The 12,059-nt window shown below is 63.6% G+C and carries 12 protein-coding genes; 10 read left to right on the top strand and 2 right to left on the bottom strand.

What is annotated here, in order from left to right; genetic code table 11:
* The first annotated feature begins 95 nt into the window (after positions 1 to 95).
* The 7 genes from R3X27_RS01990 to R3X27_RS01960 all read left to right on the top strand — a co-directional run bounded on the left by R3X27_RS01990 (position 96) and on the right by R3X27_RS01960 (position 7,197).
* On the top strand, positions 96 to 830 hold the full coding sequence (locus tag R3X27_RS01990; RefSeq protein ID WP_317707133.1) for a copper homeostasis protein CutC: 735 nt from the start codon (positions 96 to 98) through the stop codon (positions 828 to 830).
* The gene (locus R3X27_RS01985; protein WP_317707132.1) at positions 827 to 1,984 is read left to right on the top strand and encodes a Gfo/Idh/MocA family oxidoreductase; all 1,158 of its coding nucleotides are present in this window, start codon (positions 827 to 829) and stop codon (positions 1,982 to 1,984) included. Before R3X27_RS01990 ends, R3X27_RS01985 begins: the two co-directional genes overlap by 4 nt.
* A 3-nt stretch (positions 1,985 to 1,987) precedes the next feature.
* Entirely contained in the window at positions 1,988 to 2,869 is an 882-nt protein-coding gene (locus tag R3X27_RS01980) for a sugar ABC transporter permease (protein WP_317707131.1), read from the top strand.
* A complete protein-coding gene (locus tag R3X27_RS01975) occupies positions 2,869 to 3,711 on the top strand; it encodes a carbohydrate ABC transporter permease (RefSeq protein ID WP_317707130.1) in 843 nt (280 codons plus the stop codon). The genes R3X27_RS01980 and R3X27_RS01975 overlap by 1 nt, the downstream gene beginning before the upstream one ends.
* Positions 3,712 to 3,737: 26 nt before the next feature.
* Positions 3,738 to 4,949 carry an extracellular solute-binding protein gene (locus R3X27_RS01970; RefSeq protein ID WP_317707129.1) on the top strand — a complete coding sequence of 404 codons (1,212 nt, stop codon included), beginning with the start codon at positions 3,738 to 3,740 and terminating at the stop codon, positions 4,947 to 4,949.
* Between the two features lie 62 nt (positions 4,950 to 5,011).
* Positions 5,012 to 6,124: a sn-glycerol-3-phosphate ABC transporter ATP-binding protein UgpC gene (locus R3X27_RS01965; protein WP_317707128.1), complete on the top strand. Its 1,113-nt coding sequence runs from the start codon at positions 5,012 to 5,014 to the stop codon at positions 6,122 to 6,124.
* Between the two features lie 41 nt (positions 6,125 to 6,165).
* Entirely contained in the window at positions 6,166 to 7,197 is a 1,032-nt protein-coding gene (locus R3X27_RS01960) for an SIS domain-containing protein (RefSeq protein WP_317707127.1), read from the top strand.
* A gap of 9 nt (positions 7,198 to 7,206) precedes the next feature.
* Here R3X27_RS01960 and R3X27_RS01955 read toward each other — a convergent pair whose 3' ends face one another.
* A complete protein-coding gene (locus R3X27_RS01955; RefSeq protein ID WP_317707126.1) occupies positions 7,207 to 8,022 on the bottom strand; it encodes a sugar phosphate isomerase/epimerase family protein in 816 nt (271 codons plus the stop codon).
* 239 nt (positions 8,023 to 8,261) lie between these two features.
* On the opposite strand from R3X27_RS01955, the gene R3X27_RS01950 reads away from it, so the two are divergent.
* From R3X27_RS01950 to R3X27_RS01940, 3 genes are read left to right on the top strand one after another with little or no spacing between them, the layout of a single operon-like run.
* Positions 8,262 to 9,116, top strand: a complete 855-nt coding sequence (locus tag R3X27_RS01950; RefSeq protein ID WP_317707125.1) for a transketolase — start codon at positions 8,262 to 8,264, stop codon at positions 9,114 to 9,116.
* A complete protein-coding gene (locus R3X27_RS01945; protein WP_317707124.1) occupies positions 9,113 to 10,141 on the top strand; it encodes a transketolase family protein in 1,029 nt (342 codons plus the stop codon). Before R3X27_RS01950 ends, R3X27_RS01945 begins: the two co-directional genes overlap by 4 nt.
* A gap of 30 nt (positions 10,142 to 10,171) precedes the next feature.
* Positions 10,172 to 10,924 carry an SDR family NAD(P)-dependent oxidoreductase gene (locus tag R3X27_RS01940; protein WP_317707123.1) on the top strand — a complete coding sequence of 251 codons (753 nt, stop codon included), beginning with the start codon at positions 10,172 to 10,174 and terminating at the stop codon, positions 10,922 to 10,924.
* Positions 10,925 to 10,937: 13 nt separating this feature from the next.
* On the opposite strand, the gene R3X27_RS01935 is transcribed toward R3X27_RS01940, so the two are convergent.
* Positions 10,938 to 11,933, bottom strand: a complete 996-nt coding sequence (locus R3X27_RS01935; RefSeq protein ID WP_317707122.1) for a LysR substrate-binding domain-containing protein — start codon at positions 11,931 to 11,933, stop codon at positions 10,938 to 10,940.
* Positions 11,934 to 12,059 lie beyond the last annotated feature (126 nt).

Genomic DNA, 12,059 nt, shown 5'->3' with positions numbered 1-12,059 from the left:
AATTCTTGCCAGAATGCGCGATTCGTGGTGACCTTTAGGGCAACAGGTTGGTTTACCTGAACCAACACGACGGGCTTCGTATGCAGGAAGGATGCATGGTTCATTCGCTGCCATTGCCATTGGAGATCTGCGTGGACAGCGCCGAAGGGCTGGCTGTTGCCGAGTCTGCCGGTGCTGATCGGGTCGAGCTTTGCGCGGCGTTGCCGCTGGGCGGGCTGACGCCGGGGCCTGGCCTGATCGCTGCGGCGCGAGCGGCACAGGTTCCCTGTCATGCAATGATCCGGCCGCGGCCGGGCGATTTCCTTTTTGAAGACGCCGACCTGCGCAGCTGCCTCGACGATATTGCCGCAATCCGCGCGGCCGGGCTGGCCGGGGTGGTGATCGGTGCAGCCGGGCCGGATGCCCGGCTGGACCTGCGGGCGCTGGAGGCGATGATCACGGCAGCGGGTCCGATGCAGGTGACACTGCACCGGGTTTTCGACCTCACCCCCGATCCCTTCGAAGCGCTGGAGCAGGCTATCGGGCTTGGCATCACGCGCATCCTGACCAGCGGGCAGGCGCCTGCGGCCCCGGACGGCATCGCACTTTTGAAAGCGTTGGCGCAGCGCGCGGATCGGCGGATCGAGATCATGGCCGGTGGTGGCGTGATGGCAGAGGCAGCGGCGGCGCTGATCGCGACCGGTGTGAACGCATTGCACAGCTCCTGCTCGACGCCCGCCCCGTTGCGGCAACCGGCCGAGCGCATCGGCATCGCACCCAGCCGGGATACGAACAAGAACAGCATCCTGGCCCTGCGGGCAGCGATGCGCACAAGCGAGGAAGTGGTATGAAGATCGGCGTAATCGGGCTGGGGCTACGGCTCTCCAAGCTGGCGGCGGATTTCAAGGAGGCGGCGCCCGGGATCCACTTTACGGCCGTAGCCGACCCGGACGACACCCGCATGGAGGCGTTGGAAGCCCTGGGCGACAGCCCCGTGCGGTATGACACCGCCGAGGAATTGCTGGCCGCCGACAGCTATGACTTGCTGATGATCGGCTCGGTCAACTCCATGCATCTGGAGCATCTGAGGCTGGCGCTGGAATCGGATGTTCCCTTCATCTTCTCCGAAAAGCCGGTGGTGATTTCGGTCGAGGAAACCATCGAGCTTGGCCGCCTCATCGCAGAACATGACGGGATGAAGCGGCTGATGATCGGCCTCGTGCTGCGCTACTCCCCGCTCTACCGGGCGCTGCGCAAGGCGCAGGCAGACGGCCAGATCGGCGAGGTCATGTCGATCGAGGCCAGCGAGCATATCGGCCCCTATCACGGCTCGTTCTTCATGCGGGACTGGCGGCGCAACTGTGCCGAGGCCGGCTCTTTCATGCTGGAGAAATGCTGCCACGATATCGACCTGTATCAAGGCGCCGTGGGAGTGCGGCCAACGCGCGTGGCCAGCTTCGGCGGCCGCAAGAAATTCGTTCCGAGCCAAAGGCCTGCGACACCGCCGGCATATCTCGGAGAGATGGCGCCGCGTTGGGGCGGGATTGACGACCCTTGGTCCGGCAAGGGCGACATCATCGATTACCAGACCGCGTTGGTCGAATATGAGAACGGCGCCACGATGGCGTTTCACACCAATCTCAACGTGCCTGACGAGTTCCGCCGCTTCTGTGTCATCGGCGTCGATGGCATGGCCGAGGGCGACTTCATTCGCAACACGTTCAAGGTCACGGATTCCAACACCGAGACGGTGATCCAGGAGACCGACAGCATCGGCACCGGCGACCAGAAAGGGCACTATGGCTCCGACATCGCCATGTGCCGGGATGTCATGTCTTTCGTGAAGGGCGATCTTGCCGGATTGCCGCTGAGCGTGAAGGATGCGCTGGAAGCCGGGGTCACGGCATTGGCCATGGACGAGGCGCGAGAGCAAGGCCGCGTCGTCGAACTTGCGCCGGTCTGGGACCGACTCGACGCGGCGCTGGCCGGCAAGGCGGCAGGGTAAGCGATGAAGAAAAAGACAGATCTCTTCCCATACCTGCTGCTGATCCCGGCCTTTCTGCTTGTGGTCACCATCGTCGCCTGGCCGCTGCTGGAGACCTTCCGGCTGTCCTTCACCAATGCCTCGATGCGCCCGACCTGGAACTATGTCGGCTTCGAGAATTACGTCGAGATATTCGAGGATGACTTCAACGAGATTATCCTGCGGACCTTCCTCTGGATGACGATCTCGGTGGTTCTGAAGATCGTGCTCGGCACCGTCGGTGCGTTACTTCTAAGCGCGGCCCTGCCCGGGCGCGGCCTGTTCCGGGTGCTGGTCATGCCGCCCTGGGTCGTGCCGATCGCCATTGGCGTCTTCATGTGGTCCTGGATGTATAACGGCCAGTTCGGCATGATCTCGGGCGTCGCGCAGCGGATCGGGCTGATCGACGGGCCCTTCGAGTTCCTCGCCTACAAGACCTCCTCCTTCCTCTCCACCATCGTCACCGATGTCTGGATCGGGGTGCCGCTGGTCTCGCTCTACCTTCTGGCGGCGATGCAATCGATCCCGCGGGAGCTACACGAGGCCGCCTGGACGGACGGCGCTTCGCGCTTCTATCGCCTGCGCCGGATCACCTTGCCGCTGATTGCGCCCTCGATCTTCACCATGGCGCTACTCTCCGCGATCTGGACCTTCAACTCCTTCGACATCATCTGGATCCTGACCGAAGGCGGCCCGCGTGGCGCCACGACCACGATGATCATCGACACCTACAAGACCGCCATCTCCCGCTTCCGCTTCGGCGAGGGCTCGGCGCGGGCGGTGATGATCCTGATCTGCCTGACGGCCTTCTCGGTGATCTACATGATGCTGCTCATGCGCACCGCACGCAAAGGGGAGTCGCGCTGATGCTCTACAAGTACAAATGGTATGAAAAGCTGGGCATGTATGCGGCGATGCTGGTCTTCCTGACCTTTGTCCTCGCGCCGTTCCTCGAAGCTTTCCTCGTCTCGCTGCGTCCGCTCGAAGCGGTCTTCCGCGCCCCGCACCGCTTCCTGACCGAGGACATGTCCTTCCGCGCCTATGTGACGATGTGGGAGAGCGTGCCAAACCTGCCGCGCTACATCTTCAACTCCTTCTTCATCTCCTGCGCGGTCACGCTGCTCGCGCTTTCCTGCATCATCCCGGCCGCCTATTCGGTCTCGCGTTTCGAGTACCGCTTCCGGGACGGAATCCTGACGGGCTTCCTTGCCATCAACATGGTGGGCGCTGCGGTCCTGATCATCCCGCTCTACAAGCTGATGCTGAGCATCGGCCTGCTGAACACCTATTGGGCGATGATCGTCCCAGGTGCTGCCTTCACCGTGCCGACGGGCATCTTCCTGATGCGCAGCTATTTCCTGCGCATCCCCAAGGAGCTTGAGGAAGCGGCCTATGTGGATGGCGCGGGGCGACTCTACACGCTCTGGCGGGTGATCCTGCCGGTGGCGCTGCCGGGGATCATCGTGGTCTCGATCACCGTCTTCATCTCGGCCTACGCCCAGCAATTCCTCTTCGCGCTGACGTTCAACTCCATCGACAATTACAACCCGCTGCCAATGGGCCTGTTCCAGTTCTTCGGCCGCGAGCGCGTCGTCTATAACGAGCTGATGGCGGCGAGCCTTGTCGGCATCCTGCCGGTGCTCTTCGTCTACATCTTCCTTCAGAAATACATCGTCGCCGGGCTGACCGCCGGGGCGGTGAAAGAATAGTGGTCAACCTCAGGGAGTATTCAGCCATGAAACTCAAGTCACTTCTCTTTGCCGGTACGGCAATCGTTCTGGGAGCGCAGATGGCCAGCGCCCAGACCGAACTCAAGTTCATCAATTGCGGCGGCAATGACGGCGTTGTGCCCGAAGCCCAGGACGCCGATGTCGCGGCATGGGAAGCCGAGAACCCGGATTACAAGGTGATGCAGGAATACATCCCCTGGGGCCAGTGCCAGGAAAAGGCGATCACGCTGGCCGCCGCCGGTGACCCGGTCGGCCTTGCCTATCTCGGCAGCCGCACCCTGCCCCAGCTCTCCGATGCCGGCCTGATCCTGCCCGTCGAGATGAGCGACGAAGAGCAGGCCAGCTACGAGCCCTCCGTGCTCTCCACGGTGCAGTTCAATGGCGCCATCTGGGGCCTGCCCCGTGCCTTCTCAACCAAGGCTATCTTCTACAACAAGGCAATCTTCGAAGAAGCCGGTCTGGACATGCCGAACGGTCCGCAGACCTGGGCCGAAATGCTCGAAGCCGGCAAGGCGATCTCCGAGAACACCGACGCCAAGGCGTTCGGTATGCCGGCGGCTTCCTTCGACAACACCATGCACGCCTTCCTCAACTTCATCTATTCCAACGGTGGTGAAGTCGTGAACAGCGATGGCGAGATTGTCTTCAACAGCCCCGAAGTCGTCGAAACCTTCCAGTTCTACAAGGACATGGTGCCCTTCTCGCAGGAAGGTCCGGTGGCTTATGATCGTGGCAAGGTCGAGCCGCTCTTCTCCGAAGGCAAGGTTGCCATGATGGTGCAGAGCTTCGGCTACCGGTCGCGCACTGGCGATGTCGATTACGGCATCACCTGGATCCCGAATGGCCCGTCCGGCGAGCACTCCACTCTGCTGATCACCGACAGCCTCGCCGTCTTCAAGGGTTCGGGCGTGGAAGAGGCCGCGATGTCGCTGGCCAAGTTCCTCAACGAGACCGACCGTCAGGCGAAGTTCGACGATATCGCCGGCTGGACCCCGGTTCGCGAGACCGACATCAGCCGTGCGCTGACCGAGAAGGATCCGAACTGGAAGTTCTTCCTCGAATCCATCTCTGCTGGCGGACCGGAGCCGCAGGTCATCGACTATAACGCCCTGCAGGACGTCATGAACGAGGCCATCCAGGGCGTCGTGCTCGACGAGATCTCGCCCGAGGAGGCCGCCGAAGACGTGGCCAAGGAACTCGCAGACCTGATGGAGTAATCCTCCATCTTCCGGGGCGGCGCGATCCGCGCGCCGCCCCCTTTCGCCTTTCAGGAGCGGATATGGGACATCTCACACTCACCGGCGTTACCAAGAATTTCGGCACCGCCGAGGTGATCAAATCGACCGATCTGACCATCGAGGATGGGGAATTCATCGTCTTTGTCGGCCCCTCGGGTTGTGGCAAATCGACGATCCTGCGGATGATCGCGGGGCTGGAGGAAATTACCTCCGGGACGATCTCGATCGACGGCGAGGTGGTCAACGACCTCGCCCCCGTCAAGCGCGGCATCGCCATGGTGTTCCAGTCCTACGCGCTCTACCCGCATATGAGCGTATTCGAGAATATCGCCTTCCCGCTGCGCGTCTCCAAGGCGCCGGAAGCGGAGGTCAAGGAGCGGGTCGGCAAGGCCGCCGCAATCCTCAAGCTGGAAGACCGGCTGACGCACCGCCCCGGCGCGCTCTCGGGCGGCCAACGCCAACGGGTCGCCATCGGTCGGGCCATCGTGCGCGAGCCCTCGGTCTTCCTCTTCGACGAACCGCTGTCCAACCTCGACGCAGCACTGCGCGCGGAGATGCGGGTGGAGCTATCGCTGCTGCACAATTCGCTCGGCAACACGATGATCTATGTCACCCATGATCAGGTCGAAGCCATGACCATGGCGACCAAGATCGTGGTGCTGCAAGACGGACAGATCGAGCAAGTTGGCTCGCCGCTGGAGCTTTTCCACAAGCCGGTCAACCGCTTCGTTGCCGGATTCATCGGCAACCCGAATATGAATTTCCTCGACGCGACCTGCCTGGGAAGCGGTCCTGACGGCGTCCGGGTCAAGCTTGCGACGGGGGCCGAGGTCACCGTGCAGGCAGATGGCACGGTTTCTGAAGGCGATGCCATGGTGTTGGGCATCCGGCCTGACGACCTCTGCGTCGGCGGCGGCGAGGCGCGGCTTGAGATGATGCCGGAAGTGGTCGAGCGTCTTGGCAATCACAGCGTGATCCACGGCCACGCCTCCAATGGCCAGCCGATCTGTGCCCAGGTCGACGGTGCTGTGCCGATCGCGGTCGGAACCGCCGCAGAGATCGGTTTCGACGGCAGCCGGGCGCATCTCTTCCTGTCTGATGGCAGCGCGCTTGAGCGGCGGGTCAATCTCGACGAGCTTTCGCTGCCCGACTAATGCGCGTTTCACATCACGACCAGCCCCAAGGGAGCTGACCAATGACTGATCGAACGACCCGGATGCGTCTGGAGATCGACGAAATACCTGCTGCCGCCGAGCGGTTGCTGACGGAAGGTGCCGCGGATGTCGCGCGGGTGGCCGCGCAACTGCGCGAGCGCGACCCGTCGTTGATCGTGACCGTCGCGCGCGGCACCTCGGATCACGCCTGCACCTTCCTGAAATACGCAGCCGAGACAGTCCTCGGCTTGCCTGTCGCCTCGCTCGGCCCCTCCATCGCCTCGATCTATCACACACCGCTGCGGCTGGACGGCGCCGCGAGCCTCTCGATCTCGCAATCCGGACAAAGCCCGGACATCGTGCAGATGACGGAAGCGGCCCGCGCCGGGGCGGCGCTGACCGTGTCCCTGACCAACAGCGCAAACTCGCCGCTGGCCGCCGCCGCCGACCTGTCGCTCGACATGCGCGCCGGGCCGGAGCTGGCTGTTGCCGCAACGAAGTCCTTCTGCAACTCGCTGGTTGCCAGCCTGATGCTGGTCGCGGAGTGGAAGGGCGACGATGCACTAAAAGCAACCCTCGCACGGCTGCCGCAGGCGCTCGAACAAGCGGTCGCGATCGACTGGCCTGAGATCCGCGACGGGGTTTCGGACGCGAGCTCGATGTTCACGCTGGGGCGCGGCCATTGCTTCGCGATCTCCAACGAGGCTGCGCTGAAGTTCAAGGAAACCTGCTTCCTGCATGCCGAGAGCTATTCCTCGGCCGAGGTGCTGCATGGCCCGGTTGCCGTTGTGCAGGAGGGCTTCCCGGTGCTCGCCTTCGCCGCCGGGGATGCCGCCGAGACCAGGCTGGCGGAGGTCGCCGACCGCATCGCCGCCATGGGCGGGCGCGTCTTCGCCACCACGTCCAAGGTCGCACAGGCCCACTCCGTCGCCCATGTCGACACAGACCACCCGCTGACCGATGCGCTCTGCCTGATCGCATCCTTCTATTCGATGGTCGAGCGGTTGGCCGGCAGCCGGGGCATCGACCCCGACACCCCGCGCAACCTGCTCAAGGTGACCGAAACGGTCTGAAACGGCGCGCTACCGCCCCTCGATGAACTTGCGTCCGGCCGCGACAGTGCGGTCGAGCCAGGGCTGTTCCTGCGCCATGGCGTCATCGAGCGAGGCGCCAAGCGGCAGCCAGTGCTCGACGATCACGCTCATATCCGCGTCGCAATGGGCAAGCTGGTCGAGGATCCAGGGGATGTTGGCCCGGCCTTCGCCAAGCGGCACGCCGTGAATGCGGAAGCCGACGCCATAGGGGTCCGGCGTGATCTCGAAATCCTTCAGATGCAGGTTGATCGTCCATGGCGCGAGCATGGTGATCGTCTCTTCCGGCCATTCGCCAGCGCAGATCGAGTTGGCCACGTCGAGGCAGACGCCAAGCGCGGGATCATTCACCGCTTCCAGCAGCTCCACCATGCGCGGGGACGGGTAGTTGAAATGGTTCTCGATGGCGATCCGGATGCCGGCGGCCTTCGCCTCCTCGACCAGCGGGCGGAGCTGTTCGGCCAGCTCGGTCACGGGCACGAGGGCATCCTCGGCATCGAGCGCCACGCGCAGGATCTTCGAAGAGATCACCTTGCAGATGCCGATATATTCCGCGACCTGCTTGGCGTCGAAACATTGGGTGCCGACTTCGAGCGTAATGCCCTTCTCGCGCGCAAGTGCGGCAAGCCGCTCCAGTTCCTCGGCCGAGAGCGCCTCCAGCGGCATGTTGTCGGCATATTGCACAAGATCCAACCCCATCCGTTCGGCGGCCTCGAGCACGTCGAAAGGCGTCATCGGGATCGCCGGAACCTGGTCCTTGATCCCGATATTCCAGCGATAGGCATAGCTTCCAAGACCAAGGCGCATGATGAATCCTCCAAGAATACCCTCTGGCGATGGGTGCCTCCGGCTTTGAAAGCCGTCCACATCCGCCAAGGCCCGGCCAGATCTCCAGACGGGTTCTCCTATTACCCATCACAATCCGCGCCACAGTAATATTTAGCAATACTACGCAAGTTTGTAATTTTTGTTTGTATCGTTTTGCTCCGGCTTGGCTCACTCTCAGCTCCACTGGACGCGAACCGGCGCGTCCGAAGGGAGGAACCATGAACGGGCAAACTTCGACCGACAAACGGTCGAATGTCTCCTTGGCGCGGCGCGCCTACAATATCCGTCGCAAGGCCATCCAGATGGGCGAAGTTCAGGGCCAGGGCTATGTAGGACAGGCGCTCGGCGTCGCCGATCTGCTCGCCGTCTCCTTCTTTCACGCGGTGGAGTACCGCTCCGAAGATCCGGAATGGGAAGGGCGGGACAGGGTCCTGCTCTCGATCGGGCATTACGCCATCGCCTTCTATGCCGCCCTGATGGAGGCCGGCATCCTGCCCGAGGAGGAGCTTGGCACCTACGGGATGGACGATTCCCGGATGCCGATGTCCGGCATGGCCTCCTACACGCCCGGCATGGAGATGAGCGGCGGCTCGCTCGGGCTTGGGCTCTCGGTCGCCGTGGGCCGCGCACTCGGACTGAAGCGCAAGAAGAGCGGCGCGCTGGTTTTCAACCTGATGTCGGATGGCGAGCTGGGCGAGGGATCGACCTGGGAAGCGGCGATGGGGGCTGCGCATCACAAGCTCGACAACCTGATCTGCCTTGTCGATTTCAACAACCAGCAGGCCGATGGCGCCTCGACCGGCATGCTCTCGGCCGAGCCAGTGGACGCAAAATTCGCCGCCTTCGGCTGGTTCGTGCAGCGGGTCGACGGCAACGATATCGACGCGCTGGTCGCCGCCTTCGACGCCGCCCGCGCCCATGACGGGCCGGAGCCGCGCGTGATCATCTGCGACACGAAGATGTGCAAGGGCGTGCCGTTCCTTGAGGCGCGCGAGATGGCCCATTTCGTCCGGGTCGAGCCGGATGAGTGGCAGAAGGCACTGGACGCGCTGGACGAGGAGGCCCCGAAATGAGTGCTGCAACCCGCGCCCGCAAATACGAGCCGCGCAAACTGCCCGAGGGCAAACAGGCCACCTCCGCCATGATCGCCTCGCTGGAAGCGGAAGGCTACGACACCGTCGCCGCGCCTTTCGGCCATGCGCTCAACGCGCTGGCGGAACGGGACGACCGGATCGTCGGCCTCTCGGCGGATCTGTCGAAATATACCGACCTGCATGTCTTCGCGCAGGCCAACCCGGATCGGTTCTATCAGGTCGGCATGGCCGAACAGCTCCTGATGGGGACGGCGGCGGGCCTCGCGCATGAGGGGTTCATCCCCTTCGCCACGACCTATGCCGTCTTCGCCGCGCGTCGGGCCTATGATTTCGTCTCCCAGGCCATCGCCGAGGAAGGGCTGCCGGTGAAGATATGCTGCGCCCTGCCCGGTCTGACCTCCGGCTACGGGCCGAGCCATCAGGCAACCGAGGATATCGCCATCTTTCGTGGCCTGCCGGACATTGCGATCATCGACCCGTGCGACGCGACGGACGTGGCGCAGATGGTGCCCGAACTCGTGGCGTGGAAGGGCCCGACCTATGCCCGCCTGCTGCGCGGACAGGTCGCCAATGTGCTTCAGAAGCACAAGCCGGACTACCAGTTCAAGCTCGGCCGCGCGCAGTTGATCCACGAGGGCAAGGACGTGCTGGTAATCTCCTCCGGCATCATGACCATGCGGGCGCTGGACGCTGCCGAGGATCTCGCCGCCGACGGGATTAATGTCGCCGTGCTGCACTGTCCGACGATCAAGCCGCTCGACACCAAGACCATCCTCTCCGAGGCCGGAAAAGGGCGGCTGACGGTCGTGGCGGAGAACCACACCAAGCTCGGCGGGCTGGGCGAGGCTGTGGCCACGACATTGCTGACGGCAGGCGTGACCCCGGTCTTCCGCCAGATCGGCCTGCCGGACGCCTTCCTCGACGCCGGCGCGCTGCCGACGCTGCACGACATGTACGGAATTTCCCGCCGCGCCGTGGCGGAGCAGATCAAGGGCTGGCTCTGACCGCCGACAGAACAGGAACGGAGAAGAAACATGGGACTACTTGAAGGCAAATTCGCCGTCATCACCGGCGCCGCCTCCCCGCGCGGGCTGGGCAAGGCCACCGCGAAGCTCTTTGTCGAGCATGGCGCGACGGTTGCGATCCTCGATCTCGACGCCGCGCAATCTCAGGCCGCCGCGGCGGATCTCGGGGCGGGTCATGTCGGCCTGGAATGCAATGTGTGCGACAAGGCGCAGGTGCAGGCGGTCATGGACACGCTCATTGCGAAATGGGGTCAGATCGACATTCTTGTGAACAATGCCGGGATCACCCAGCCGCTGAAATTCCTCGAAATCGAACCGGAGAATTACGAGGCAGTGACCGATGTCAGCCTGCGCGGCACGCTTTATTGCAGCCAGGCCGTGGTACCGCATATGCGGGCGCGCAAGTCCGGCTCGATCATCAACCTCTCCTCGGTTTCGGCGCAGCGCGGCGGCGGCATTTTCGGCGGTCCGCATTACTCGGCGGCCAAAGCCGGCATTCTGGGCCTGACCAAAGCCAGCGCCCGCGAACTGGCGCCAGACAATGTCCGTGTCAACGCCATCTGCCCGGGCTTCATCGCCACCGACATCACCCAGGGCAAGCTGACGCCCGAGATGAAGGCGCAGGTTCTGGCCGGCATCCCTATGGGCCGCGCCGGCGAAGCACGCGATGTCGCGGGCTGCGCGCTCTTTCTTGCCTCGGAGCTGTCGGCCTATTGCACCGGGACCGAGGTCGATGTGAATGGTGGCTCACTGATCCACTGAGGCGCGCGGCCTGTCAGGAGCGCTCGGACCCCACATCACCCGGGGTCGGCCCCTCTTCCTGCACCACGCGACACCCCTTCGCCTCAAGGAAGGTGCGCAGCTCAGCCTCGTGCTTCGCGCCCTCCTGCACCACCCAGTCGGTGAAACGCCGCACGATACGACGATTGGTGTGTCGCGGCGGGCAGACCACGCGATAGGCCGGGTAGGCGATGACATCGATCTTCGGCGAAAGTGGAACCAGCCGGCCGGCTTCCAACTCGCGCCAGGCCAGCACGGCGCTCTCCAACGTGACGCCGGCGCCATCGACGGCAAGCTGGATCGCCATCGAGGAACGGTCAAAGCGCAGTGAATAGACGGACGGGATCGACATCGACCGTCCGGCATAGCGATTCAGCCAGAGGTCCCAGCGGTAATGGGCCATGGCGGAGTCGATCAGCTGGGCCTCGCGAAGCTGCTCCAACGTGTCGTCGCTTGTCTTGCGAAGCGTCTCCAGCAGCTCGGGCGAACACATGGGCAGCACGAAATCCTGCATCACCGGGGTTTCGTGCAATTCGGACAGGGCTCCGTTGCCATAACGCAGGTCGAGATCCACATTCTCGGTTCCGAAATCGGAGACCTCCGGCGTTGCGTCAACCCGGACGGACCAGTCGGGATGCTGGTCGAGAAACGACTTGATCCGTGGACCCAGCCAACGGACCCCGAAGGACGGACTCGCCCGCAGGACAAATTCCCGCCCATGTGGCTGACGAACGATGGCGGAATGCACATCGGACATCAACTTGAACGCCTGCGATGTCGCGGTGTAGAGCCGCGCGCCTTCTTCCGTCGGGATCAGTCGGCGATTGTGACGGCGGAACAGGAGGACGCCGAGCTGCTGTTCGAGCAGGCGGATCTGCTGGCTCACGGCCGACGTGGTCACGCGGAGCTCATCGGCGGCCTTGGAGACGCGCCCAAGCCGCACGACCGCCTCGAAATGGCGCAACCCGTTGAAATTGAGATCCTTCAGCATCGATCCGTCCGACTTCGTTCCGGGCGCGGTCAGGCCGGCCCTGGTCCATCGTAACCGCGCGGGAGGAGACCGCAATGCGAGCTGGCCTCTCGCGGTCTTCAAAAAGCAAAACGCCCCACCAAACCG

Origin of the sequence: Tropicimonas sp. TH_r6 (genome assembly GCF_033101155.1) — a bacterium.
GTDB lineage: Bacteria > Pseudomonadota > Alphaproteobacteria > Rhodobacterales > Rhodobacteraceae > Tropicimonas.
The sequence above is the reverse complement of the archived record's forward strand: the minus strand, read 5'-3'. Positions and strand labels throughout refer to the sequence as shown.

Coding starts and splice junctions, on each gene's coding strand:
- R3X27_RS01990 (WP_317707133.1), top strand. CDS start 96: ATGGTTCATTCGCTGCCATTGCCATTGGAGATCTGCGTGGACAGCGCC.
- R3X27_RS01985 (WP_317707132.1), top strand. CDS start 827: ATGAAGATCGGCGTAATCGGGCTGGGGCTACGGCTCTCCAAGCTGGCG.
- R3X27_RS01980 (WP_317707131.1), top strand. CDS start 1,988: ATGAAGAAAAAGACAGATCTCTTCCCATACCTGCTGCTGATCCCGGCC.
- R3X27_RS01975 (WP_317707130.1), top strand. CDS start 2,869: ATGCTCTACAAGTACAAATGGTATGAAAAGCTGGGCATGTATGCGGCG.
- R3X27_RS01970 (WP_317707129.1), top strand. CDS start 3,738: ATGAAACTCAAGTCACTTCTCTTTGCCGGTACGGCAATCGTTCTGGGA.
- R3X27_RS01965 (WP_317707128.1), top strand. CDS start 5,012: ATGGGACATCTCACACTCACCGGCGTTACCAAGAATTTCGGCACCGCC.
- R3X27_RS01960 (WP_317707127.1), top strand. CDS start 6,166: ATGACTGATCGAACGACCCGGATGCGTCTGGAGATCGACGAAATACCT.
- R3X27_RS01955 (WP_317707126.1), bottom strand. CDS start 8,022: ATGCGCCTTGGTCTTGGAAGCTATGCCTATCGCTGGAATATCGGGATC.
- R3X27_RS01950 (WP_317707125.1), top strand. CDS start 8,262: ATGAACGGGCAAACTTCGACCGACAAACGGTCGAATGTCTCCTTGGCG.
- R3X27_RS01945 (WP_317707124.1), top strand. CDS start 9,113: ATGAGTGCTGCAACCCGCGCCCGCAAATACGAGCCGCGCAAACTGCCC.
- R3X27_RS01940 (WP_317707123.1), top strand. CDS start 10,172: ATGGGACTACTTGAAGGCAAATTCGCCGTCATCACCGGCGCCGCCTCC.
- R3X27_RS01935 (WP_317707122.1), bottom strand. CDS start 11,933: ATGCTGAAGGATCTCAATTTCAACGGGTTGCGCCATTTCGAGGCGGTC.